Source organism: Zavarzinia marina, from assembly GCF_021568905.1.
Taxonomy (GTDB): domain Bacteria; phylum Pseudomonadota; class Alphaproteobacteria; order Zavarziniales; family Zavarziniaceae; genus Zavarzinia; species Zavarzinia marina.
This window is the reverse complement of sequence record NZ_JAKGSB010000001.1, coordinates 80,033-104,119: the sequence shown is the minus strand read 5'-3', so window position 1 is coordinate 104,119 and position 24,087 is coordinate 80,033. Positions and strand designations below refer to the sequence as shown.

24 protein-coding genes and 1 tRNA gene are annotated in these 24,087 nt (G+C 67.6%); 15 read left to right on the top strand and 10 right to left on the bottom strand.

The window, feature by feature from the left end:
- The first annotated feature begins 25 nt into the window (after positions 1-25).
- On the top strand, positions 26-1,669 hold the full coding sequence (locus tag L2U69_RS00485; RefSeq protein WP_236104386.1) for a bifunctional 3-(3-hydroxy-phenyl)propionate/3-hydroxycinnamic acid hydroxylase: 1,644 nt from the start codon (positions 26-28) through the stop codon (positions 1,667-1,669).
- On the opposite strand, the gene L2U69_RS00480 is transcribed toward L2U69_RS00485, so the two are convergent.
- Positions 1,603-3,225 carry an acyl-CoA dehydrogenase family protein gene (locus L2U69_RS00480; RefSeq protein ID WP_236104385.1) on the bottom strand — a complete coding sequence of 541 codons (1,623 nt, stop codon included), beginning with the start codon at positions 3,223-3,225 and terminating at the stop codon, positions 1,603-1,605. The genes L2U69_RS00485 and L2U69_RS00480 overlap by 67 nt on opposite strands.
- Before the next feature lie 70 nt (positions 3,226-3,295).
- Between L2U69_RS00480 and L2U69_RS00475 the strand changes: the two genes are divergently transcribed.
- On the top strand, positions 3,296-4,114 hold the full coding sequence (locus L2U69_RS00475) for a hypothetical protein (protein ID WP_236104384.1): 819 nt from the start codon (positions 3,296-3,298) through the stop codon (positions 4,112-4,114).
- A 6-nt stretch (positions 4,115-4,120) separates the two neighbouring features.
- Here L2U69_RS00475 and L2U69_RS00470 read toward each other — a convergent pair whose 3' ends face one another.
- Complete coding sequence (locus L2U69_RS00470) at positions 4,121-4,600, bottom strand: MarR family winged helix-turn-helix transcriptional regulator (protein WP_236104383.1); 480 nt, start codon at positions 4,598-4,600, stop codon at positions 4,121-4,123.
- Positions 4,601-4,689: 89 nt separating this feature from the next.
- Between L2U69_RS00470 and L2U69_RS00465 the strand changes: the two genes are divergently transcribed.
- Both L2U69_RS00465 and L2U69_RS00460 read left to right on the top strand, forming a co-directional pair.
- Positions 4,690-6,936 carry a molybdopterin-containing oxidoreductase family protein gene (locus tag L2U69_RS00465; RefSeq protein WP_236104382.1) on the top strand — a complete coding sequence of 749 codons (2,247 nt, stop codon included), beginning with the start codon at positions 4,690-4,692 and terminating at the stop codon, positions 6,934-6,936.
- Positions 6,933-7,139 (top strand): hypothetical protein, encoded by a 207-nt coding sequence (locus L2U69_RS00460; RefSeq protein WP_236104381.1) that lies wholly within the window; start codon positions 6,933-6,935, stop codon positions 7,137-7,139. Before L2U69_RS00465 ends, L2U69_RS00460 begins: the two co-directional genes overlap by 4 nt.
- 10 nt (positions 7,140-7,149) lie before the next feature.
- Here L2U69_RS00460 and L2U69_RS00455 read toward each other — a convergent pair whose 3' ends face one another.
- Positions 7,150-7,608: a cupin domain-containing protein gene (locus L2U69_RS00455; protein WP_236104380.1), complete on the bottom strand. Its 459-nt coding sequence runs from the start codon at positions 7,606-7,608 to the stop codon at positions 7,150-7,152.
- Positions 7,609-7,828: 220 nt separating this feature from the next.
- On the opposite strand from L2U69_RS00455, the gene gloA reads away from it, so the two are divergent.
- Positions 7,829-8,350: a lactoylglutathione lyase gene (gene gloA, locus L2U69_RS00450; protein WP_236104379.1), complete on the top strand. Its 522-nt coding sequence runs from the start codon at positions 7,829-7,831 to the stop codon at positions 8,348-8,350.
- Here gloA and L2U69_RS00445 read toward each other — a convergent pair.
- The 3 genes from L2U69_RS00445 to L2U69_RS00435 all read right to left on the bottom strand — a co-directional run bounded on the left by L2U69_RS00445 (position 8,290) and on the right by L2U69_RS00435 (position 11,056).
- Entirely contained in the window at positions 8,290-9,303 is a 1,014-nt protein-coding gene (locus L2U69_RS00445; protein WP_236105714.1) for an AraC-like ligand-binding domain-containing protein, read from the bottom strand. The two genes, gloA and L2U69_RS00445, sit on opposite strands and share 61 nt — an antisense overlap.
- 110 nt (positions 9,304-9,413) lie before the next feature.
- Positions 9,414-10,781, bottom strand: coding sequence for a DUF1329 domain-containing protein (locus L2U69_RS00440; RefSeq protein WP_236104378.1), 1,368 nt, complete (start codon positions 10,779-10,781; stop codon positions 9,414-9,416).
- Positions 10,782-10,982: 201 nt separating this feature from the next.
- Positions 10,983-11,056, bottom strand: a tRNA-Gln gene (locus tag L2U69_RS00435).
- A 238-nt stretch (positions 11,057-11,294) separates the two neighbouring features.
- On the opposite strand from L2U69_RS00435, the gene rpsD reads away from it, so the two are divergent.
- Positions 11,295-11,906, top strand: a complete 612-nt coding sequence (gene rpsD / locus L2U69_RS00430; RefSeq protein ID WP_236104377.1) for a 30S ribosomal protein S4 — start codon at positions 11,295-11,297, stop codon at positions 11,904-11,906.
- Between the two features lie 73 nt (positions 11,907-11,979).
- Here the strand turns inward: rpsD and L2U69_RS00425 are convergent, their stop codons facing one another.
- From L2U69_RS00425 to L2U69_RS00415, 3 genes are all read right to left on the bottom strand, one after another.
- Positions 11,980-12,555 carry a Spy/CpxP family protein refolding chaperone gene (locus L2U69_RS00425; RefSeq protein ID WP_236104376.1) on the bottom strand — a complete coding sequence of 192 codons (576 nt, stop codon included), beginning with the start codon at positions 12,553-12,555 and terminating at the stop codon, positions 11,980-11,982.
- Between the two features lie 91 nt (positions 12,556-12,646).
- Complete coding sequence (locus L2U69_RS00420) at positions 12,647-13,816, bottom strand: CaiB/BaiF CoA transferase family protein (RefSeq protein WP_236104375.1); 1,170 nt, start codon at positions 13,814-13,816, stop codon at positions 12,647-12,649.
- On the bottom strand, positions 13,816-15,015 hold the full coding sequence (locus L2U69_RS00415) for an acyl-CoA dehydrogenase (RefSeq protein ID WP_236104374.1): 1,200 nt from the start codon (positions 15,013-15,015) through the stop codon (positions 13,816-13,818). The genes L2U69_RS00420 and L2U69_RS00415 overlap by 1 nt, the downstream gene beginning before the upstream one ends.
- 145 nt (positions 15,016-15,160) lie before the next feature.
- Here L2U69_RS00415 and L2U69_RS00410 point away from each other — a divergent pair, with 145 nt between their 5' ends.
- Positions 15,161-16,081 carry a LysR family transcriptional regulator gene (locus L2U69_RS00410; protein ID WP_236104373.1) on the top strand — a complete coding sequence of 307 codons (921 nt, stop codon included), beginning with the start codon at positions 15,161-15,163 and terminating at the stop codon, positions 16,079-16,081.
- A gap of 76 nt (positions 16,082-16,157) precedes the next feature.
- Here L2U69_RS00410 and L2U69_RS00405 read toward each other — a convergent pair whose 3' ends face one another.
- Positions 16,158-16,694 carry a cold-shock protein gene (locus L2U69_RS00405; RefSeq protein ID WP_236104372.1) on the bottom strand — a complete coding sequence of 179 codons (537 nt, stop codon included), beginning with the start codon at positions 16,692-16,694 and terminating at the stop codon, positions 16,158-16,160.
- Positions 16,695-16,991: 297 nt separating this feature from the next.
- Here L2U69_RS00405 and L2U69_RS00400 point away from each other — a divergent pair, with 297 nt between their 5' ends.
- Genes L2U69_RS00400 through L2U69_RS00365 form a run of 8 tightly spaced genes read left to right on the top strand, consistent with a single transcriptional unit; the run spans position 16,992 to position 24,067 of the window.
- Positions 16,992-17,483 carry a Na+/H+ antiporter subunit E gene (locus tag L2U69_RS00400; RefSeq protein ID WP_236104371.1) on the top strand — a complete coding sequence of 164 codons (492 nt, stop codon included), beginning with the start codon at positions 16,992-16,994 and terminating at the stop codon, positions 17,481-17,483.
- A 1-nt stretch (position 17,484) separates the two neighbouring features.
- Positions 17,485-17,742 carry a monovalent cation/H+ antiporter complex subunit F gene (locus L2U69_RS00395; RefSeq protein ID WP_236104370.1) on the top strand — a complete coding sequence of 86 codons (258 nt, stop codon included), beginning with the start codon at positions 17,485-17,487 and terminating at the stop codon, positions 17,740-17,742.
- The gene (gene mnhG, locus L2U69_RS00390) at positions 17,739-18,092 is read left to right on the top strand and encodes a monovalent cation/H(+) antiporter subunit G (protein ID WP_236104369.1); all 354 of its coding nucleotides are present in this window, start codon (positions 17,739-17,741) and stop codon (positions 18,090-18,092) included. Before L2U69_RS00395 ends, mnhG begins: the two co-directional genes overlap by 4 nt.
- Before the next feature lie 3 nt (positions 18,093-18,095).
- On the top strand, positions 18,096-19,070 hold the full coding sequence (locus L2U69_RS00385) for a DUF4040 domain-containing protein (RefSeq protein ID WP_236104368.1): 975 nt from the start codon (positions 18,096-18,098) through the stop codon (positions 19,068-19,070).
- Entirely contained in the window at positions 19,067-19,489 is a 423-nt protein-coding gene (locus L2U69_RS00380; RefSeq protein ID WP_236104367.1) for a cation:proton antiporter subunit C, read from the top strand. The genes L2U69_RS00385 and L2U69_RS00380 overlap by 4 nt, the downstream gene beginning before the upstream one ends.
- Positions 19,486-20,982 carry a proton-conducting transporter transmembrane domain-containing protein gene (locus L2U69_RS00375; protein WP_236104366.1) on the top strand — a complete coding sequence of 499 codons (1,497 nt, stop codon included), beginning with the start codon at positions 19,486-19,488 and terminating at the stop codon, positions 20,980-20,982. The genes L2U69_RS00380 and L2U69_RS00375 overlap by 4 nt, the downstream gene beginning before the upstream one ends.
- A complete protein-coding gene (locus tag L2U69_RS00370; protein WP_236104365.1) occupies positions 20,979-22,469 on the top strand; it encodes a complex I subunit 5 family protein in 1,491 nt (496 codons plus the stop codon). Before L2U69_RS00375 ends, L2U69_RS00370 begins: the two co-directional genes overlap by 4 nt.
- A complete protein-coding gene (locus L2U69_RS00365) occupies positions 22,466-24,067 on the top strand; it encodes a proton-conducting transporter transmembrane domain-containing protein (RefSeq protein ID WP_236104364.1) in 1,602 nt (533 codons plus the stop codon). The genes L2U69_RS00370 and L2U69_RS00365 overlap by 4 nt, the downstream gene beginning before the upstream one ends.
- The last annotated feature ends 20 nt before the right edge of the window (positions 24,068-24,087 follow it).

The following is a 24,087-nucleotide window of genomic DNA, read 5'->3' as shown; positions in this document are numbered from 1 at the left end:
AGAAGAAACGGGGGGAGGAAGCGTCATGATCGAGACGGAGGTCCTGATCGTCGGCTTCGGGCCGGTGGGCGCGGCGCTCGCCAACCTGCTGGGGCGCCAGGGTGTCGATACAGTGGTGATCGACAAGGCGGACGATATCTTCATGGCCCCCCGCGCCATCGCCCTCGACAATGAGGCCTTGCGCATCCTGCAATGGGCGGGGCTGGACGATGGCGCCTTCGAGCGGATCGCGATCCCCGAGGTGCGCATGCATTCGCCCCTGCTCGGCGAATTCGGGCGGATCAATTCGCTGGGCGCCATCGACGGCCACCCGAAGCTGGTCACCTTCTTTCAGCCGGATCTGGAGCGCGCGCTCCGCCGGAACCTGTCGCAATACGATCATGTGCGCAGCCTGACGGGCACTGAATTCAAGGGCTTCGAGGAGACCGGGGACGGTATCACGGCCCGGCTTTCGCGCGCCGACGGCTCGGCGGTGGAGGTCAAGGCGCGCTATCTGATCGGGGCGGACGGCGCCGGTTCCATGGTCCGGCGCCTGATCGGCGAAGCCTTCGACGGCGACAGCTATGCCGAGGATTGGCTGATCGTCGATGCCAGACATGTGCCGCGCCCGATCGATCATGTCGAATTCATCTGCGACCACCGCCGTCCCACGCCCCATATGGTGGCGCCGGGCGGGCGGGAGCGTTGGGAATTCATGCTGGCCAAGGGCGAGGATCGCGCCGCCTTCGAGGACGAGGCGCGGATCGCCGAAATGCTGAACCCCTGGACCGGCGGCCGCGCGGTGGAGATCGAACGCCGCGCGATCTATCGCTTCCATGCCCGTGCCGCCCGCCATTTCCACCGGGGCCGCGTGTTCCTGGCCGGCGATGCCGCCCATATCACCCCGCCCTTCGTCGGTCAGGGGCTGGTCGCGGGGCTGCGGGACGCCGCCAACCTCGCCTGGAAACTCGCCTTCGTCCTGCGGGGAAGGGCCGATGCCGCGATCCTCGACAGTTACGACCAGGAACGCCGGCCCCACGCCAAGGCGATGATCGGGCTTGCCAAATTCATGGGCCGGCTGGTCATGCCGACCGGCGCCATAAGGGCCCTGCTGGTCCATGGCACCATGCGCCTCGCCCGGCTGGCGCCGCCCTTGCGCCGCCATTTCGACGAATTGGGCATCAAGCCGAAGAATCGCTTCGCCAAGGGCCTGTTCCGCCGGGCCCGCCACCATTGCCGTCTCGCCTCCGGTGACGTGCTGCCCCAGGGTCTGGTCCGTGATGCCGCCGGCGCCATCCACCTCAGCGACGATGCGCTCGGCTGCGGGCTGGTGCTGCTTGGCTTCGGCACCGACGCCGCTTTCCGCCTGAGCCCGGCGCAGCAGGACGCGCTATCGGCTGTCGGTGGCCTGCCGGCCCAGGTCTGTTTTCGCGGCCAATGCCTGCACCGGGCCGAGACCGGCCTCGTGCTCGAGGACCTGACCGGCGCCCTGGTGCCGGGCGCGGCCCCCAAGGATTGGGTCGCCCTGGTACGGCCCGACCGCACCGTCCTGCACCAGGGCCCGGCCGCCGAGGTCGCCTCCGTGCTCGCCGACGGCCTCGCCCTGTTGCGGGGCCCGGCGTCTCAGGCGCGGGGCATGGCGCGGTCGATGATGGCGCGGGTGTCGATCTCCGCTTCGAAGGCACCATAGACGGCGCCCCGCTCGCGCAGCCGGATGGCGCAGAAGGCATCCGCCAGCGGATTGTCCCATTCGAGGAGGACGGCGGCCTGGGCGGCGAGCGCCAGGCGTTCCACCAGCATGCGGGCGTTGGCCTCCGTCACCTTGGCCAGGTCGATACGGGCGATCCAGGCATCGTAATCGGCGTTTCGCCCGGTCTGGGACGCCAGATAATCCTGCATGGCGCGCACCCCTTCCGGCTCCCGCGCCATGGCGCGCAGCACGTCGAGGGCGATGACATTGCCCGAACCTTCCCAGATCGCGTTCAGGGGCGATTGGCGGAACAGCCGCGCCATGGGTCCGGTCTCGATGTACCCCGCGCCGCCATGGCATTCCATTGCCTCGTAGACGACGCCCGGGGTGCGCTTGCACACCCAATATTTGGCGATCGGCGTCAGCAGGCGGGCGACCGGATCGCTGTCGTCGAAGGCCTTGGCCAGCCGCAGGCCGAGCGCCGTCGCCGCCTCGCTCTCGATCGCGAGATCGGCGAGCACGGCGGACATGGCCGGCTGATCGACCAGCCGGCGCTGGAAGGCGGAGCGATGGGCGGTGTGCCACAGCGCCTGGGCGACGGCGGCGCGCATGATCTGGGCCGAACCCATGACGCAGTCGAGGCGGGTGTGCTGGACCATCTGAATGATGGTCGCCACGCCGCGCCCCTCGGGCCCGAGACGCTGGGCGAGCGCCCCGTGATATTCGATCTCGGACGAGGCGTTGGAACGGTCGCCCAGCTTGTCCTTGAGGCGCATGACGCGGAAGCCCGCGTTGCGCTCCCCGTTCGGCAGCCAGCGCGGCACCAGGAAACAGGTCATGCCGCCTTCCGCGTAGGCCAGGGTCAGGAAGGCGTCGCACATGGGGGCGGAGCAGAACCATTTGTGGCCGGTCAGGCTGTACCAGCCCTCGTCGCCGGTGGGCACGGCCCGTGTGGTATTGGCGCGGACGTCGGAGCCGCCCTGCTTCTCGGTCATCGCCATGCCGATGGTGACGCCGGCCTTTTCTTGCGCCGGGCGCGCCGCCGGGTCGTAACGCCCGGCCGTGATGCGGGGCACCCAGACTTCCGCCACCGAAGGCTCTGCTCGCAGCGCGGGCACGGCGGCATAGGTCATGGTCATGGGGCAGATCGTGCCCGAATCCGCCTGCCCCGCCAGGAACAGGATGGCAGCATGGCCGACGTGGCCGGCGGGCGAACCATCCCAGGCGATGGAGGCGAAGCCATTGTCGAGGCCGAAAGCCATCAACTGGTGATAGGTCGGGTGGAAGCGCACCTCGTCGATGCGGTGACCATAGCGATCGAATGTGTCGAGTTCGGGTGTCTTGCGGTTGGCTTCATAGCCCCAGTCGATCACTTCCGCCGAGCCGGCACGGGCGCCGAGCGCTCTCAGCCGCGCTTCGTGATGGGCGCCGCCGGCATTGCGCACGGCATCCACCAGGGCGAGATCGCCGGTGAACAGATTGACACCCTCGAAGGGCGGCGGCTGATTGAAGACGTCATGGGTCTCGAGCTGGGCGAGCGGCTTCAGGCTGGTCATGATCTCGTCTCCCTCGTTCTCTTCGGCGTATTCTCAAGCCTGGATTTATTTGTTACGTTTTTTGTCAGATATGGACACCGATAGCAACATATATGTCGAAGCGGCGCGGCCGGCCATCAGCGCGCGGACCCTGATCCTCGACCTGCTGGACACCGGCACGCCGCCGGATTTCTCCACCCGCGACCTCGTCCATGCCGGTACCGCCTTCGGGCTGGAGGCGACCGGCATCCGCACCGCCCTCACCCGGCTGCGCCAGGAAGGCCGTGTGCGCACGCTGGATCGTGGCCGCCATACGATCGGCGCAAGGGCGGAGCCGCTGCAACAGCGGATCCTGCAATGGCGCGATGTGCAGGCACGCCGCCGGCCGTGGCACGGCGGCTGGCTGCTGGCCGTCGCCGGGCCGGCGGAACGGGCCAACCGCACGATCTGGCGCCATACGGTGCGGGCCCTCGAACTCGAAGGCTTCGCCGAGGCGGAAACGAACGTCTGGGCCCGGCCGGACAATCTGGCCGGCGGCGCCGCCGTGATGCGCCGGCGCCTCCAGGCCCTCGATGGCGCGCCCAGCCTGCTGCTGGTCGAGGCGGCGGCCCTGGACGATACGCGCCAGGCCCGGTTCCAGACCCTGTGGCCGGTCGATCACCTGCGCCAAAGCCATGTCGAGATGGCGCACCACCTGGCGCGGAGCAGCGCCCGCCTCGCCGACCTCCCCCTGACGGAGGCCGCCGCCGAATGTCTGCTGGTCGGCCGCGCCGCCATCCGCGCCGTGCTGCGCGATCCCCTGCTGCCGGACGCCCTATGTCCGCCCGATGCCCTATCGGCCCTGATCGCCGCCATGGACACCTATGATCGCCGGGGCAAGGCGATCTGGCGCCGCTATCTCGCAGGGTGAGGCCTCTCAGGCCGGATCACGGAGCGCGCTTTCGACGGTCGCCAAGGTGCGCAGCCCCTTGAAAAGCTCGTCCCATTGCGGGCCGCCCAGGCGCTCGTGCAGTTCCCGTTGCGCTTCCTGCCAGCGGGGAATGGCGATCTCCAGGGCCGCGAAGCCCCGGTCGGTCAGGCGCACCAGGCGATTGCGGCGATCCTTGCCCTCGACCACCTCGACATGGCCCGAACGTTCCAGGATCTGGACGTTGCGCGCGAGCGTGGTGCGGTCCGTCTCCAGATTGCGGGCGAGGCGCGACATGGTCACCTCGCCGAAATAATAGAGCCGGATCAGCAGCGAGAACTGCGCGATGCCGATGCCTGAATCGCCCAGATGCTCGGTGTAGAGCTTGGTGATGGCCCGGTTGGCCGAGCGCAATTGCTCGGCGAAACAGACGTGCCGCTGACTGCGGACCGCTTCGAGATAGTCAAGGTGATAGCGTTTCGGGGTCATTTCAGTGTATATACACCAATATTGCGCGAGGGTCACGCGCCAAGAGAGAAGCGCGCGGATCGAAGCGCGCGTTTAAAGGGAGAAGCATCATGCCGGGCGCACCATCGGTCACGCCGTCCGCTGCGGGGAGCCGCAGCATTCCACGCAAGAACCTGCGGCCCGGCGTCGAAACCCGAAAGGCGCTATGCTCCAGTTGCGACATTGCCTGCAGCGTCGTCACCGAAATCCAGAAAGGGCGCGTCACCCGCGTCCGCTCCTCGGACAATCCGCTTTTCAAGGACAACATCTGCATCAAGGGGATCGTCGCCCCGAAGAATTTCGCCAATCCCGATCGTGTTCTCCACCCCATGAAGCGGGTGGGCGAGCGGGGCTCGGGCCAATGGCAACGCGTCACCTGGGACGAGGCACTGGCCGATATCGGCGCCCGCCTGAAGGCGATCATCGCCGAACATGGCCCCGAAGCCTGGGCCGTTTCCACCAGCCAGTGGAATACGGGCACGGACCATGGCCTGGGGCGGCGGGTGATGAACCATGTCGGCTCGCCCAATTGGATCAGCGGCGTCGCGCTCTGCGCCGGCAATACGGCGGCGGTCAATCGCCTGACCTATGGCTGGTATCCCTGGCCGGACTATGACAACACGCGCTGCATCGTGCTCTTCGGGCACAATCCCGGCCGTAACTCATGGGTTCCCGTCTACAACCAGATCCAGCGCGTGAAGGCGCGCGGCGGCAAGCTGATCGTGCTCGACCCCAGGAAGAGCGAATGCGCCGAACTGGCCGATCTTTGGCTGCCGCTGAAGGTCGGCACCGACGCCGCCATGATGATGGGCTGGCTGAAGGTCATTTTCGACGAAGGGCTTTATGACCGCGATTTCGTGGCGCGCTGGTGCCTGGGTTTCGAGGACCTGCGCCGCCGGGTCGACGAATTTCCGCTGGAACGCGTCGCCGCCATCACCGGCTGCGCGCCCGATCTGATCGCCAAGGCGGCACGGATGTATGCGACCATGGGACCGTCCGTGATCCCCTGGACGCCGATCACCGATCAGCAGCGGAACAGCACGTCGGGCATTCGGCTGCAAACCATCCTGCGTGCCGTCTGCGGTTACCTGGACGTGCCGGGGGGCGAGGCCATGATGGGCTTCCATCCCCAGATCGTGCCCGAGTCCGAGATCGAGATGCACCACGTGCTGCCGGAAAGCCAGAAGGCCAAGCAACTCGGCGCCGACACGCACCCCGTCTTCACCTATCGCGGCCAGGCGGCGCTGCGCGAGCCGTGCAAGCGGGTCTGGGGCCATGAATACGCCAATCAGGTCACGGGCTGTTTCATGGCGAACCCGTCCGCCGTATTCCGGGCCATGGCCGGCGAAGGTCCCTATCCGGTGAAGGCGCTGTTCTCCATCGGCAACAACACGCTGCTCGGCTATGCCAATATGCCGCTGATCCTGCGCGCCTTCATGAACCAGGACCTGATCGTCGTTCAGGAACACGTCATGACGCCGACGGCGCAATTGGCCGACTATGTCCTGCCCGGTGATTCCTGGCTGGAACGCCCCTGGATGTTCGACGGCTATGGCTGGCTGTCGCTCTACAAACCGTCGCAGAAGTCGATGGAGCCGCCCGGCGAATGCCGCAGCACCTTCGCCTTCTGGAAGGGTATCGCCGGCGCCCTGGACCGGCCGGACCTCGTGCCCTGGGCGACGATCGAGGATTTCTACGACTGGCGCATCGCCGGCCTCGGCATGGATTTCGAAACCTTCGCAGAGGTTTACGACGTCCACGCCGACAAGCTGGAATTCCGTAAATACGAACGGACGGGCTTCGCCACGCCGAGCGGCAAGGTGGAACTGCGCTCTTCCATCCTGGAAGACCTCGGTTTCGATCCCCTGCCCTATTGGCGCGATGCGCCGCCGCCCGACCCGGATTATCCGCTGGACCTGTTCACCGGCGTGCGCGAGGCCGAATATTTCCAGACCGGCGGCCGCCACATCCCGGAAATGCGCGCCCGCAAGCCGGAACCCGTATTGTTCGTCAGCCCGGCCACCGCGAGCGATTGGGATCTTCGGGAAGGCGAATGGGTCAAGGTCGAAACCCGGACCGGCGCCATCGAGATCACGGTCGGCATCCGCGCCAACATGCCCGATGGCCTGGTGCGCATTCCGCACGGCTGGTGGAAACCGGAAATGGCGCGGGGGGCCGGCGAACTGTCGGGCGCGCTTCGCTATGCCGATGCCCTGCTGTGCCCGGACGATGGCGATTTCCTGGACCGGGAGCAGGGCATCCCGCATCTGAAGGGCGTGCCCTGCCGGATCTCGAAGCAAGCGGGAGGTGCGGCATGACCGCCTATGCGCTCCGCGCCCTTGCCGCCAAGGCGGGCTTCGCGCTCGCCAAGCGGGCGTCGCGCAACCAGACCCTGCTCGACCGCCTGGCCCGGCGCCTGTTGGGCCGGGTCCTGCGCTTCGATTTCGATCTGGACGAGATGGTCCTGATGGACCAGGGCTATGATCCCGACGAGCTGGAACGCTACCAGAAGGGATTGTAGCCCTGCCCCCTCAGGCCGCCGCCTTCAAGGCGTCCAGATGGGCCTGCCAGGCGTCCTGGGCTTCCTGCCAGCCGATGACGGCGATGACCGCGTCATTCTCGTCGATGAAGACGAGCGGGCCGGAGAAGCTCATGTAGAAGGAACTCTCGACCGGGAAAAAGGTGTGGTCGTGGCGCGAGCCCGAGGATTCGAAGCCATAGCCGGGCGCCACCGCCGTCTCGCCGCCGGCCGCCTTGCCGCCGCGCACGTCCATCCGGCCCGAATGCAGGAAATATTCCCCCGGCCCCGCATGGACGTGAGAGGCGAAGGATGAACCGGCCGGGCACTGGAAGATCGCCGACCAGGTCGCCGCCTCGGGCGAGGCGTGGAGCAGGCGCCAGGTCACGCCGCCATGGGCGAAGGGGGCCGGGAACGGCGCAAAGGTCGTGTCGTCGATCTGGACATATTCTTCGGCTGCCTTGGTCTTCATCTCGGCTCCTCCCTGTTCGTCGGGGCTCTTCGGCCCGTGATCAGGTTAGAGGGGCCCGGGCACGGGTGCTGCGCTGGCGATGCAGGCGGAGGCGATTGCGCGTGCAGGGCTGCACGGACAGTCGGTCCGGCGTGCACGGGGGCATGCGCGGCAGCGGCCGGGCGCGTGATAATGGCCGGCGACATCCTTGCGATTCGAACGGGTGAGGACAGAGGGCACCATGACCAGCGACACCGCCGCCGCGACCGGCGATTTCATCTTCAACCAGACCATGCTGCGCATCCGCGACCCGGAACGCTCCGTCGCCTTCTACCGCGACGTTCTCGGCATGACCCTGCTCGACCGCTTCGATTTCCCGGCCATGAAATTCTCGCTCTATTTCATGGCCTATGTCCGGCCGGAGGACGGCCCGATCCCCGAAGCGCCGGCCGCCCGGGCCGAATATGTCTTTCGCCAGAAGGCGACCCTGGAACTGACCCACAATTGGGGCACGGAGGCGGATGGCGATTTCGCCGGCTATCACAACGGCAATGCCGAACCGCGCGGCTTCGGCCATATCGGCATCACCGTGCCCGACGTCCATGAAGCCTGTGCCCGCTTCGAGACCCTGGGGGTCGATTTCGTGAAGCGGCCGGACGACGGCGCCATGAAGGGCCTCGCCTTCGTCAAGGATCCGGACGGCTATTGGATCGAGATCCTGGCCGCCCGGTCGCTGGCCGCCATGATCGACGCCGCCCGGTAATCCTCGCGGAAATCCTGGGGCGATCGACCGAAGGCCGCCTTGAAGCGGCGGCTGAAATGGGTCGCGTTCTGGAAGCCCCAGCCGAAGGCGATGTCGGTGATGCTGCGCCAGGCCATGCGCGGGTTCTCGAACTCGCGCCGGCAGCGCAGCAGGCGCTCCATGATCACATATTGCCGGACCGTCGTGCCCTCGCCCTCGAACAGGGAATGGAGATGGCGAAGCGAGATCCGGCAGGCACCGGCGATCGCCGACGGGGTCAGCCCCGGATCGCCGAGATGGGCGGCGATATGCGCCTTGACCACGCGGAGCTGCGCCGCCCGAGGCGTGTCCGGCGTCGATCGCTCGGGCCCCAGCACGTTGACCAGCAGCCCCAGAACCGATTCCGTCAGCGCGTCCGCATTGGTCAGCGTGCCCTCGAGAAAGGCGGGCGACAGCGTGCCGATGACCGACGACAGCAGCCCCGCCCCGGGCAGGGCGCGCGGCAGGCGGCGGTCGATCGAATGCCAGGTCGTCGGCATCCAGCTGCGCAGCCGGGCGAGCGGCATGGTCACAGAAATCTTGTGCAGGCGCTGCGTCACGTCGAAGCGGATCGGCCGGGTCGAATTCCAGATCAAGACGTCGCCGGGGCCGAGTTCGACCGTCTCGCCGTCGAAGGTGAAGATTTCGGTGCCGGCCAGCGTCAGTTGCAGGGTCAGAGTCTCGCGCGCATCGGCGCCGATGTGGCGGCGCGTGCGTCCGCCCGCGCAAGGGTCGCAGATGCAGTCGGCGATCTGGAAGCCGCCGACCGCGTGATGGCTCACCCGGGCCTCGAAATCGGGCCCGACCGGCCGGTCGACATCGAGGGCGCCATAGACGTCCCGCAGCAGATCCTGCCACGCCTCGAAACGCTGTCCGGCCGGGAAATCGCCGGATTGCCAAAAATCGCCGGACTGCCACCGGCCTTCGGCTGCCATGCTCACGGATCGTCCCTCCCGATCACCGCGACTTTCCGTCGTCTGCCCGGGAAGGATACGCCGGCTGGCGCGGGCCATCAAATACGCCCGCCTCCCGCCCGATTTCGGTGTCAGATCGCTTTCCGGGCGAGAGCCTGCGGGGAATAGTCCCGTGCCTCCCGATCCCCCTCGTTGCAGCGCGGCCGGTCGCTCACCTCGTTGGTCAGGCGATCGACCATATAGGCGCCGGAGACGAGATCGTAATAGATGCAGACATGCTGCCCGAGGATCCGGGTCGCGTAGTCGTAGGCGATCGTGTTCATCGCCAGGCGATAGAGATCGCCGCGCGGGTCGTAGAGGTCGGCCACCACCGGGTTCAGCGAATCCTCGTCGAGATAGATCGTGCGGGCACCATAGACATGGCGCAGCCCGGGCTTCAGCTTCGCCCGCACCACCCAGCAGCGATGCAGTTCCCAGCGCAGATGGTCCGGGTTCAGATGGGCCGCGCCCAGAAGATCCGTGTAGCGCAGGGCCGGATCGTCGATCCGGAAGGCGTTGTAGGGAACGAAGATCTCCCGCTTGCCGACCAGTTCCCAGTCGTAGCGTCGCGGCGACTGGGCCCAGAGGCCGGTGTCGTCCACCGTATGGAAGCCGCCGGGCCCGACCGGATAGTCGCCCGCGACTTCGGCCACCTGCTTCACGCGCCGCGTGCCGGGAACATAGGTCCAGGCCTGGGTCGGCCGTCTCGCGAAGTCCCAATATTCCCGGGCCAGCACGACCGTGCCGGCCTCGCGCTCCGGCTTCAGGGTGGTGCGATAGACCAGGGCCGAGGTGCCGTCGAAATCCGCCCGCGCCACGGCGGGGTCATAGGACGGGCAATAGATGTCCCATTTCTGGGCGCCCCAGGCGATGGTGCCGTTGGGATAGACCACCGCCTCGTCCATCGTGCCGCGCATCGTAAAGGGGCGCGGCACCGTGATCGCATTCCAGATGAGTTCGAGCCCGGTCTTCGGAAAGGGAAAGGCCGGCGCGCCATAGACGCCGGTGACGCCTTCGCCGTCCGGCGTCAGCGCGGCCTCCGCCGCGTTCCGTTTCAGGTTGGCGAGAAGATCGTCGCCGAAGCGGAAATCGCGGTGGCACGGATAGACGTCCATGCGGAAACTGTCCGGAAACTTCCGGAACATCGCCTTCTGCCCCTCGCTCAGGCGGGCGGCGTGCTGCCCGACATTGCCGGCGTCGATCGAGAACAGGGGCTTTTCGGCGGCATAGGGATCGGCCTGCGGCGCGCCGGTGCCGGCGAAGGCAATGCCCGGCGGCGCTCCCAGCCATCGGCCGGAATAGGGCGCCAGCAGGCCGTCGGCGCTGCCTTCGCGCTCCGCCCCGAAGGGGGTCAAGGCCGTGCCCAGGCGGGCGATCTCCTCCGTCGACGCCCGGGCCGACATCCGGCCGGCGAAGGCCAGCGCGGCGGCGCCGCCCGCCATGAAGTCCCTGCGCCTCATGTGCACCTCCCTTTGGTTCCCCCTAATTCGGTGGCACTTCACGCCGATCAGGGTTTAGTGGCCAAAGAAAGCCACAGGGAAGAGGACGGCACGCCGACCATATGGACTAGAAATCGCCGGCAGACGCATGCCGTTCCTGGCCATGGCCCCGTCGGGACCGGAGCGGCCGGCTGTCTCGTGCATTCTGCGGAAGGACGCGATTGGCTGGGGGACCTGGATTCGAACCAGAGCTACCGGAGTCAGAGTCCGGGGTTCTACCGCTAAACTATCCCCCAGCGGGATCGTCGCGTGAGGGCGGCGTTATAATCGGACGAATCGCCCCTGTCAATTGCCGCTCGGCGCTCCCGGGCCGCTGAAACGGGTTTGACATTCATCGCGCGCTGGCTATAGTGCGCGACCTACGCCGGGGCGGCTTTCGTCCCGGTTCGTCATTTTTGGTTCCTACCCGCCTCTCGTTCAGGCCCGCACGGTGCGGGGTTCGACATGGCGGACGAAGCTGGCGGCTACGGAAACATGAGCAAACGCGTTCAAGCGAAGTACAAGATCAACCGTCGTCTGGGCGAAAACCTCTGGGGTCGCCCGAAGAGCCCGGTCAACAAGCGTGAATACGGCCCGGGCCAGCATGGCCAGCGCCGCAAGGGCAAGGTCTCGGACTTCGGTACGCAGATGGCCGCCAAGCAGAAGCTGAAGGGCTATTACGGCAACATCACGGAACGTCAGTTCCGTGGTCTCTATGCCGAAGCCGTGCGCCGCAAGGGCGACACCGGCGAGAATCTGATCGGCCTTCTCGAGCAGCGCCTCGACGCCCTCGTCTATCGCCTGAAGTTCGTGCCGACCGTGTTCGCCGCCCGCCAGCTGGTGAACCACGGCCACGTGAAGGTGAACGGCCGCCGCGTCAACATCCCCTCCTACCAGGTGAAGGTGGGCGACGTGATCGAGCTGACCCCCCGGGCCAAGGAAATGGCCCTGGTGATGGAAGCCCAGGCCTCGGCCGAGCGCGAAATCCCCGACTACATCGCCTTCGATGGCACCAAGGGCACCTATATCCGCGTGCCCGGCCTGTCGGACGTGCCCTATCCGGTGCAGATGGAACCGAACCTGGTGGTCGAGTTCTACTCGCGCTGATCGGCCTCAGGCTTCGAATCGGAAAGGGCGGCCCTCGAGCCGCCCTTTTCTTTTGGCGCCGGCGCGATGCAGATCACATGGCGCCGCAGTCGTTGCCGATCAGATCGTCCGCGAGCAGCTTCTGGTCGGCGTCCAGGGCGTCATAGAGCGCGACCGTCGCGTCCCGCGTCGCCTTCAGGGCATCCAGCATCGCCTCCATCGCCGCGATGCGCACATCCATCCGCTCGACGGCATTACCATTCTCCATGGCGTCCATCATGCCGGCGCGATTGCCCTGCATGGTGTCCACCCGGCCCTTCACCGCCGCCGCATAGGCGGCCCAGGCCGGCTCCTGCGCCTCGGTGATGGCCAATTGACCCTTCAGATAGGTCAGGCGGGCATCGACCATCACGCCCATGCCGCCGCCGCGCCGACCCATGCCCGATTGGCCCATGCCCGGTTGGCCCATACCAGGCTGGCCCATCCCCGGACCGCCGCCCTGCGCCATGCCGCCAGGCCCCATACCGCCGTTCATCATGCCCATGGTCGGGCAGGAGCCGCCGATCATGCCCATGCCGCCGCCCCGGCCGCCCATCTGGGCGAAGGCCGGCGTCGCGGCGGCGAGGCCGGCGGCGAGCACGACCGCCAGGCCTTTAGAGATCGTCTTCATCGTTGTTCTCCTTGCACGCGCCCCTCGCCCGGCACTTTGGCGCGGGCGGGGCTGCTGATCATTGAGCCCGGTCAATGATCGGAGAATCGGATCAGTCGGGGTCCGCCGTGCCGAGGACCGCGTCCGTGTCGTCGCCGAGCCTGGGCGACGGCCGCTCCAGCACCAAGGGGCTGCGGGAGAAACGGATGGGGGTGCGCACGCCGGGAATGGTCCCGCCCCCGAAGTCGAAGGAAAGCTGCATCTGGCGGTGCTTCACCTGGGGATCGTCGAAGACCTGGGCCACCGTGTTGATCGGCCCTGCGGGCACGCCCACGGCTTCCAGCCGGGCCAGGATGTCGTCCCGCGCCATATCCCGGAAGCGGGCGGCGAGGGCCGGAATCAGGTCGTCGCGCGCCGCGACGCGCCCGGCATTGGTGGCGAAGCGCGGATCCGTCGCCAGCGTCGCCAGATCCAGAGCCTGCATCGCCTTCCGGAACTGACCGTCGTTGCCGACGGCGAGAATCAGATGGCCGTCGGCGCAGGCGAAACTCTGATAGGGCACGATGCTGGGATGGGCATTGCCATGGCGGCGCGGCGACTGGCCGGTCACCAGATAGGACAGCGCGTGGTTGGAGAGGATCGCCACCTGCGTATCCAGAAGCGCCATGTCGATGTGCTGGCCCTTGCCGGAGCGCACCCGTTCCGCCAGCGCCGCCTGGATCGCGACCACGGAGTAAACCCCGGTGAAGAGATCAACCAGGGCGACGCCGACGCGCTGGGGCTCGCCCGTCGCCTCGCCGGTCAGATCCATGATGCCGCCGAGGCCCTGGATCATCAGGTCGTAGCCGGCGCGCCCGGCATAGGGCCCGGTCTGGCCGAAGCCGGTGATGGAGCAATAGACGAGACGCGGGTTCAGCGCCGAGAGACTGTCGTAGTCGAGGCCGTATCTGGCGAGCCCGCCGACCTTGAAATTCTCGATCAGCACGTCGGCGTCGCGCACCAGCTCGCGCACCGCCGCCTGACCCTCCGGCGTTGCGATATCCAGGGCGACGGACCGTTTGCCCCGGTTGCAGCCATGATAATAGGTGGCGCCCAGCGCCTCCCCGTTCGGCCCCGTAACGAAGGGCGGGCCCCAGCTTCGGGTATCGTCGCCCGCTCCCGGCTTTTCGATCTTGATCACCTCGGCACCGAGGTCGGCCAGGGTCTGGCCGGCCCAGGGACCGGCCAGGATGCGCGCCAGTTCGATGACCCGAAGGCCCTGGAGGGGCGGCGCGTCGGTCATCAGAAGAAGGCCTGCAGCCCGGTCTGCGCCCGGCCCAGGATCAGGGCGTGGACGTCGTGGGTGCCTTCATAGGTATTCACCGTCTCGAGGTTCAGGAGATGGCGGATGACGTGGAATTCGCCCGAGATGCCGTTGCCGCCGTGCATGTCGCGGGCCATGCGGGCGATGTCCAGCGCCTTGCCGCAATTATTGCGCTTCACGAGCGAGATCGCCTCGGGCAGGGTCTTGCCCTCGTCCATCAGGCGCCCGACGCGGAGCGAGCCCTGCAGGCCCAGCGTGATCTCGGTCTGCATGTCCGCGAGCTTCTTCTGGATGAGCTGGGTCTGGGCCAGCGGGCGGCCGAACTGCTTGCGATCGAGGGTATATTGCCGTGCCGCGTGCCAGCAGAATTCGGCGGCGCCGAGCGCCCCCCAGGAAATGCCGTAACGCGCCCGGTTCAGGCAGCCGAAGGGACCGCCCAGGCCCCTGGCGTTGGGCAGCAGGTTCTCGTCGGGCACGAAGACATCCTCGAGCACGATCTCGCCGGTGATGGAAGCACGCAGTGACAGCTTGTTCTCGATCTTCGGGGTGGAGAACCCCTTGAAGGCACGCTCGACCACGAAACCCTTGATCTCGTCGTCATGGGCGTCGGACTTGGCCCAGACCACCGCCAGATCGGCGATCGGCGAATTGGTGATCCACATCTTGGCGCCGTTCAGGATGTAACCGCCGTCGACCTTGCTGGCGCGGGTGCGCATGCCGCCGGGATCGGAGCCGTGATCAGGCTCGGTCAGGCCGAAGCAGCCGACCCATGCGCCGCTGGCGAGTTTCGGCAGATATTTCATGCGCTGATCTTCCGAGCCATAGGCGAAGATCGGATGCATGACGAGGGACGACTGCACGCTCATCGCCGAGCGATAGCCGCTGTCGATCCGCTCCACCTCGCGCGCGGCGAGGCCATAGGCGACATAGGAAACACCGGCACCGCCATATTCGACCGGGATGGTCGAACCGAGAAAGCCGAGTTCGCCCATCTCCGACATGATCTCGCGATCGAAACGCTCGTCCCTGAAGGCGGAGACGACGCGGGGCAGCAGCTTGTCCTGGGCATAGGCGCGGACCGAATCCCGGATCAGGCGCTCGTCCTCGGTCAATTGCTCTTCGAGGAGGAAAGGATCTTCCCAGACGAAGGAAGCCCGGTCCCTGGTGGTCGCGCCCATGCTGCTCTCCCGATGTGATGTCGGGGGAGGATGGATGACCCAGCCGGATCCCGCAACCGATGATGCGGCATCAAGTTGATGCGGAATTGGAATGAACTTGCCGGAAAATCCGCACGGCCGTGTTGGGAATTGATACGATGTGCGCATGATCGTGCCCGCCAATCGCCGCCTGCTGCCGCCCATCGCCAGCCTCGTCGCCTTCGAGGCGGCGGCGCGCCACGGCAGCCTGACGGCCGCCGCCCGCGAATTGAGCCTCAGCCAGGGCGCGGTCAGCCGCCAGGTGAAGGATCTCGAACAGCGTCTGGGGGTCGAACTCTTCGCCCGTGTACGCCAGCGCGTGGTGCTGACCGAGGCGGGACGCTTTTACGCGGAATCGCTCCGCGACACGCTTTCGCGTTTCGCCGCCGCGACCGCCCAGACCATCGCCTTCAAGGGCGGCGGCGGCACCCTGGACCTCGCCATATTGCCGACCTTCGGCACCCGCTGGCTGATTCCCCGCCTGCCGGATTTCTTCGCCCGCCACCGCGACGTCACCATCCGCTTCGCGACCCGGCTGCGGCCCTTCGATTTCGCGCGCGAGGGGCTGGACGCCGCCATCCATTTCGGCGACGCCCATTGGCCGGGCGCCGACCTGCACCGCCTGATGGGCGAGGTGCTGGTGCCCGTGGCCTCCCCCGCCCTCGCCGCCGAGCTGGACATCACCGGGGCCGGGGACGTCGCCCGCGCCACCCTGCTGGTCCAGGCGACGCGCCCGCGCGCCTGGGATGATTGGTACGCCGCGGAGGACCTGACGCCGCCGCCGGGCCAGCCGCGCCTGTCGTTCGAGCAATTCGCCATGGTGCTGCAGGCCGCCGTCGCCGGCCTCGGCGTCGCCCTGGTGCCGAAGCTGCTGGTGGCGGAGGAATTGTCGCGCGGCGAATTGACCGTGCTGTTCGGGCGCAGCGTGACCACGGCCCAGGGCTATTTCCTGGTCTATCCCAGTGCCAAGCGCGCCCTGCCCGCCCTCGCCGCCTTCCGTGACTGGCTGCTCGGCGTCATCGCGCGGGAACTTCCGCCGGCGCGCTGATCGCACGGCGCGCGCCAAAAAAGAACGGCGCGACCCCTGCCCGGGGCGCGCCGCTGGCAGCGTCCTTGCGGACGGCCTAGGTGGTCGGTTTCAGTTCGGCGACCTGCGGTCCCTTGTCGCTTTCGACGATGCGGACCGACACGGCCTGGCCCGGCGCCACCTCGAGCACGCCCGAGCGCCGCAGGACTTCCATATGGACGAATATGTCCGGCGTGCCTTCGCCCCGAGAGACGAAGCCGTAACCGCGTGCGCGGTTGAACCATTTCACGGTGGCATCCACGGGCGGACCCGCATCCTCGACCTGAGGCATCGCCCGTCGGGGCGGTGGCCTCATGCGGTCGGACGGCAGGGCCGTCGACGGATCATGGTCGATCACCCGAAGCGCCTGAAAGCCTTTCGGCCTTCGCACCGCCTCGCAGCGGAGCGTCGCGCCCTCGTCGACATGGTCGAGTCCGGCCTGTCGAAGCGCGGAGAGATGAAGGAGAACGTCCCCCTGACCGTCGCCCGGCGTGACGAAGCCGTAACCCTTCGTCATGTCGAACCATTTAACACGGCCGGAGATTTCGATTGTGGCGAATTCGGCGCCGCCACCCGCCGCCATGACATGTTCCATGCGCTACACTTCCCACACTGAAAAGATGACGGGCAGGTCATCTTTTCTGGCTATCCCCCTTTATTTACGCGCAGTTTTTCCTGCGTCCTTTATGACACTATCATTCCACCATGACCTTTGGCTGTCATCAGAAATGAACGGCCGGGCTGGAGTCATTTCACCCCAAATGGCTGCAGGCTTGCTGCGCTGCAACTTTTCCGCCCCCTTGAAAAGGTAGGTGCGGGTTCCCATCACCTCTGCGATATTGCACAGTGTCGCGATTGGGGGACGGTTGTGACTCGGCCGAAGGGGAGCCCGGTGATTCAGCGAATTCTGCTCGGTGTGGCGTTCTATTTCCTGTGGATCGGACTGTCCGGGCATTTCTCTCCCTTCCTGGTCGCCACCTCCCTGATTTCGGTCGTCGGGGTCGTGCTGCTGCTGACCCACCTGGGTCTGGTGGCGCGTCAGTTCCAGCCGTTTTCCCTTGTGGTTCCGCTGGTTATCTATTGGGGCTGGCTGCTGGTCGAGATCGTGAAGTCGAACATCGACGTCGCCCGCTGCGTGCTCGGCCTCGGGCGTCCCGCGACCCCCTCCATGGCCTGGATCGAGACCTCCCAGAAGAGCGAGCTGTGCCGCACGCTCTACGGCAATTCGATCACCCTGACCCCCGGCACCTTCACGGTCCTGGCCGAGGGCGACCGCTTCCTCGTCCATGCGCTGCACCGCGAAGGGATCGCCGCACTGCAGGACGGAGAAATGGACCGGCGCTGCCTCGCGCTCGACGAAAAATTCCGCGGCCGGATCGCCTGACATGCTCTACGCCGCCGCCATCGCCATATTCGCAACTTTCGCGCTAGCCTTGATTCGGGCTTTCGCCGGCCCGACCGTCTTCGACCGGGTGCTGGCGCTGAACGTCATCGGCACCAAGACGATCCTGCTGATCGCCGTGCTCGGCTTCGCCACCGACCGCTACGACTTCATCGACATCGCCCTGGTCTATGCCGTGCTCAACCTGATCGGGACGGTCGCCGTGCTGCGCTACCTGATCGGCGACAAGGAGAGCGCATGACCGCCGCCGACATCCTGGACCTCGGCCGCAACGTGCTCGGCGACGGGCTCGTCTTCCTCGGCGCCTTCGCCACGCTGGTCGGCGCCATCGGCCTTTTGCGCCTGCCCGACTTCTATACAAGGGCCCATGCCGGCGGCGTGACCGACACGGCGGGCGCCATCGGCATCCTGGTCGGCCTCGCCATTCTGTCGCCCGATCTGCTGACGGCGCTGAAGCTGCTGATCGTGCTGGTCGTGGCTCTCTTCGCCTCGCCCACCTCGTGCCATGCGCTCGCCCGCGCGGCCTTCCGCAGCGGTATCCGACCCGCCCTCGACGGCGACCGGCCGCCGCCGCCGCAGCCCGGGGAGTAAGCCATGGAAAGCCTGCTGATGATCGGCCTTCTGGCCGCGCTCGGCGCCATCGCGATCACCGTCGCCTTCATGAGCGATCTTCTGGTTGTCGCCATGCTGTCGGGCATCTTCTCCTTCACCTGCTGCGCCCTCTTCGTGCTGTTCGACGCGCCGGATGTCGCCTTCACGGAAGCCTGCGTCGGCGCCGGCGTCTCGACCGTGCTGACCATCGCCGCCATCCGCCTGGTCGGCCGGCACGAGAAGCGCGGCGGGCGCCGCGCCTCGGTGGTCGGGCTGGTGGTCGCCACCGTGTGCGGCCTGGCGCTGGTCTACGGCACCCTGGAACTGCCGCGCTTCGGCGATCCGGCCTCGCCCGCCAGCACGCACGTCGCCCCCCACTACATCGAGGAGAGCAAGGGCGAGATCGGCATTCCCAACATCGTCACCTCCGTCCTCGGCTCCTATCGCGGCTATGACACCATGGGCGAGACGGTGGTGGTGTTCACCGCCGCCCTCGGCGTCCTGATCCTGCTGGGCGGGGCGCAGTCCCGGCCCCTGGGCCGGGGCGAGGCGCCGGCGCGGCGCGACCGCGACGTCATCCTGCGCACGGTGGCGACGCTGTTCATTCCGATGACCCTGTTCCTCGCGCCCTATGTCCAGTTCCACGGCGCCTACAGCCCCGGCGGCGGCTTCCAGGCCGGCGCCATCCTCGGCGGCGCCCTGATCCTCTACGGCCTCGTCTTCGGCATCGACGCCCTGAACAAGATGGTGCCGGAGCGGATCCTCAGGGTGATCGCCGCCCTCGGCGTGCTGCTCTACGGCGGCACCGGCGTGGTCACCATGCTGATGGGCCATGCCTTCCTCGACTATTACGCCTTCGGTGCCGGCCCGTCGGGTCAGGCGATCGGCCTGACCGCCATCGAACTGGGCGTCTTCATGACCGTGACCTGCGTCATGACCCTTCTGTTCCAGCGTTTCGCCATCCGAGGTGTGATGTGAAGGACCTCGTCGGCCTGTTCCCCTATTGGGCGGTCATCATGCTGATGATGACCGGGCTCTATATCGTCATCGCCCAGGGCAATCTGGTCAAAAAGCTGATCGGCCTCGGCATCTTCCAGGTCTCGGTCTTCGTGCTCTACATCGCCGTCGGCGTGGTCGACGGCGGCACGCCGCCGATCCTGGACGATGAATTCGCCGTCTATTCCAATCCCCTGCCGTCGGTCCTGATCCTGACCGCCATCGTCGTCGGCGTCGCCACCCTGGCGGTCGGCCTCGCCCTGTCGGTCCGCATCCGCGAGGCCTTCGGCACCATCGAGGAAGAAGACCTGCTGCCCCTGACCGCGCCCACCCACCCGGTCGTCACCGGCCCCGAGGCCGAGACCGACACGAACGCCGGGCGAGAGGAGACGCGGCCGTGATCCTGCCCGACGCGATCCTGGCCCATGCCGCCGTCCTGGTGGTCGTGCTGCCGCTGCTGGCGGCCCCCATCGTCGCCCTGATCCGCGACCATCGGATCGCCGCCCCCCTGGCCATCCTGATCGCGCTGGCCTCCGTCGTTCTGGCCCTCGAACTGGTGAATGCCACCTGGGGGGGCGAGACCATCTCCTACGCCCTCGGCAATTGGCAGGCGCCCATCGGCATCGAGTACCGGGTGGACCTGCTGTCCGCCGCCATGGCGCTGCTGCTGACCGTCAGCGGCAGTCTGGCCGCGCTGATGATGTCGACCGCGATCGCGCCCGAGATGGCGCCGGGCGACCGGCCGCGCCTCTATGCCGCCCTGCTGCTGTGCATGTCCGGCCTGACCGGCATCGTCGTCACCGGCGACCTGTTCAACGTCTTCGTCTTCCTCGAGATCTCGTCGCTGGCGACCTATGTCCTGATCGCGTCCGGCAGCGGGCGCGACCGCCGCGCCCTGACCGCCGCCTTCGACTACCTGATCCTGGGCGCGACCGGGGCGACCTTCTTCGTCATCGGCATCGCCTTCCTCTATGTCGTCACCGGCACCCTGAACATGGCCGACCTCGGCGAGCGGATTTCCGATGCCGGGCGCCGGGCGGTCATCGTCGGCTCGTCCTTCCTCTTCGTCGGCATCGCGCTGAAGGCCGCCATGCTGCCCCTGCACCGCTGGCTGCCCAATGCCTATGCCTATGCGCCGACGGTGATGGCGACCTTCCTGGCGATGACCGCGACCAAGGTCTCGATCTATCTGATGATCCGCCTGACCGACGTCGTCTTCCACACGCCGGGCGAATTGGGCCGGGTGAATTTCGCCGCCCTGATGCCGCCGGTCGGCCTCGCCATGCTGGTCTTCGGCTCGGCGATCGCGGTCACGGCCAAGGACCTGAAACGCCTGCTCGCCTTCTCCTCGATCGCCAATCTGGGGCTGATGCTGGTCGCCCTCGGCCTCGGCGGCGTCGCCGGCATCGCGGCGGCCATGATCAACCTGTTCAACCACGCCATCATCAAGGGCGGCATGTTCGCGACCGCGACCGCCATCGTGCACCGAAGGGGCAGCGCCCGGCTCGACGCCATGGCCGGCCTGTCGCGCCAGATGCCCGTCGCCTTCATCTTCCTGGTGATCGGCGGGCTGGCCCTGATCGGCGTGCCGCTGACCGCGGGCTTCGTCTCCAAACTGTCGGTGGTGCGGGTCGCCTTCGACCTGGGCGACTGGACGGTCGCGGGCGGCATCCTGCTGTCGTCCCTGATCACCGTCGCCTATGTCTGGCGCATCTTCGAGGCGACCATGCTGGCGGAGCCGAGAAGCGACGCCCCCAAGGGCGACATGCATCCCGCCTTCTGGCTGCCGGTCGGCCTTCTCGGCGCGGGCACCATCGTCTTCGGCATCTGGAGCGCGCCGGTGATCGAACTCTCGACCCGGATCGCCCATCAGATGGCGGGGGTGACGCCATGACCCAGCACCAGTTGATGCTGGCGGCGATCCTGCTGCCCTTCGCCACCGCCCTGCTGATCCTCGTCACCGGCCGCTGGCAGAACCTGCGCGAGGCGGTCACCCTGGTCGGCGCCGCCGGCCTCGCCATCGTCGTCTTCAAGCTGATCGCCGGTTTCGATGCCGCGGCCGCCGCGCCCCTGGTGCTGGCCGAGATCCTGCCCGGCTTCAAGGTGATGCTGCGGGCGGAACCCATCGGCCTCGTCTTCGCCGGGGTCGCGGCCGGGCTCTGGGGCCTCAACTCGCTCTATTCGATCGGCTACATGCGCGCCGAGCACGCGCCGCGCCAGACCCGTTTCTACGCCTGTTTCGCGGTGGCGCTCGGCTGTGCCATGGCGATCGCGCTGTCGGGCAATCTCGCCACCCTCTTCGTCGCCTATGAGGCGCTGACCTTCGCCACCTATCCCCTGGTGGTGCATTGGCAGTCGGAGGGCGCGATCCAGGGCGCGCGGCGCTATCTCGCCTATCTGGTCGCGACCTCCTTGGTGCCCTTCCTCGGCGCCATCGTCTGGACCTGGATCGCGGCAGGCACCCTCGACTTCACGCCGGGCGGCATTCTGGACGGCCGGCTGGACGACGGCCTGCTCGCCGTCCTCCTGTTCATGTTCGCTTACGGTGTCGGCAAGGCGGCGCTGATGCCCCTGCACGGCTGGCTGCCGTCCGCCATGGTGGCGCCGACGCCGGTCTCGGCCCTGCTCCATGCCGTCGCCGTCGTGAAGGCGGGCGTCTTCACCCTGTTGAAGATCGCCGTCTATATCTTCGGCATCGAGGTGATCGGGCGCGGCGTCGGCGATCTCCTGGTCGTGGTCGCGGCGGCCAGCGTGATCGTCGCCAGCCTGATGGCCATGACCAAGGACGACCTGAAGGCCCGCCTCGCCTATTCGACGGTGGCGCAGCTCGCCATGGTCACCCTGGCGGTTGCTTTGGGCGAGCCGATCGCCATCGCCGCCGGCGTCCTGCAGCTCGTCATGCATGCCTGGGGCAAGATCACCCTGTTCTTCGGCGCGGGCGCGATCCAGCTCGCCACCCACAAGAAGCGCCTGTCGGAAATCGCCGGCATCGGCGCCGAGGTGCCCCTGCTGATGGTCGCGATCCTGTTCGGCGCGCTCTCGGTCGCCGGCCTGCCGCCCTTCGGCGGCATGTGGCCGAAGTTCCTGCTGATCGAGGCGGCGGTCGACAAGGACATGACCGTGCTGGTGGTCTGCCTGGGGCTGTCGACCCTGCTGACCCTGGGCTATCTGGTGCCGATCGTCATCCAGGCCTTCTTCCGCGCCCCCCATGATGACGATCCCCATCATCTGCCCGAGAAGCATCACGAGGAAGGCGATCTGCCGATCCTGGCCCTGATCCCGCCGGTGGTGACGGCGGCCGGCTGCGTCGTGCTCTTCGTCGCGGCGCCGTCGATCCTCGCCTTCGTCGCGCCCGTCATCGGGCTGGGAGGCCTGCCATGACGGACATGTTCCAGGCCCTCGCCTTCGATTTCGCCCATCTGCCGGCCGGCTGGCCGCTGATGCTGGCCGGCGCGCTGTCGGCCGCCTTCGCCCTGCCCATCGCCGCGCGCAACATCGGCTGGGTCGGGCTGATCGCCAGCCTGTGGTTCCTGTTCCTCGACGGCGCCGCCCCCGTGCTCTCGCCGCTGGACGGGGCGCTGGCCCTGGCCTTTCACCTGGTCGCCGCCGCCGGCCTGCTGTTCGCGAGGCCCGTGGACGGCGCCCCGCAGGACCGCGCCGCGGTTTCCTGCGGCCTGATCGCGGCGGGCGCGGGCGCCGCCGCCATCGCCAGCACCTCCCTGCCCGCGCTCATGATCTGGACCGAGGTGATCGCCATCGCCTCCGCCCTGATCATCATGGCGGGCGGCACCATCGAAGCTGTGCGGGGCGGCCTTGCCTATCTGCTGCTGCAGGTGCTGGCCGGCGTGCTCCTCCTCCTCGGCATCGTCTACGGCCTCGGGACCGAGACGGCGGGCGTGCTGATCCTGATCGGCCTCGGCATCAAGGCGGCCCTGCCGCCGGTCCACGGCTGGCTGATCAAGGGCTATTCGACCGCCTCGCCCACCGGCTCCATCTTCCTCTCCGCCTTCGCCACCAAGATCGCCATCCTCGGCATGGTCCGCTTCCTGCCGGGGACAGAGGTGCTGATCTGGTTCGGCCTCGCCATGGCCGTCGGCGGCGTCCTGCCCACCCTGTTCGAGGCCAATTGGCGCCGGCTGCTGGCCTGGGCCGTGGTCAGCCAATTGGGCGTCATGGTGGTCGGCGTCGGTCTCGGCACCGAGGAGGCGCTGGCCGGCGTCGTCCTGCTGGCGATCGGCCATGTGATCTATGCGACCATGCTATTCGTCGTCGCCGGCGTCATGGAGCGCGCGGGCAAGGCGGCGCCGCGCGGCCTCGGCCTGCTGGTCTTCGTCTCGATGCTGTCGATCGGCCTGCCGGGCCTCGCTGGCTATGCCGGCAAGGCGGTGATCGGCGAGGCGCTGATCCACCACGGCATGGCCTGGGCGGACTATGTGATCGTCGCCGTCGGCGCCCTGGTCTTCGCCACCGCCGGGCTCCGCCCCCTGGTCGAGCGCTGCCGGCCTTCGGGCCCGGGCGCCACCAACCCGACCGCCGTGTCGGGCAGGGACGTCGCGGCGACCCTGATCCTGCTGGCGGGCAGCATCGGCGTCGGCGCCTTCGGCTTCCGGCTGAGCGGGCATTTCGAGGCCGCGTTCCATGTCGGGCCGCTGGTGGTTCAGGCCGTCGCCCTCGCCGCCGTCATCGTCTTCATGGCGACGGGATTGCGCCGCCTGCTGCCCCAGGGCCAGGGCGCGCTCGATTTCCTGGCGGTGCCCTGGGGCCGCTGGGTCACCGGCACCCTGGATCTCGCCATTCCGCTGGGCAATATCTTCGTCCGCCTGGGCGAGGAATTCGTCGCCATGTTCGGCCAGGCCGGCCGGCTCGGCGGGCGTGCGGTTCTGGGCCTCGCGCGTTTCGTCACCTATGGTGGGGTCGGCGACGGCGTGCTCTGGACCCTCGCCCTGCTGACGGTCGTGCTGATCGTCTCCTTCGGTTGAGAGAACCGCCCGGTTGAGAG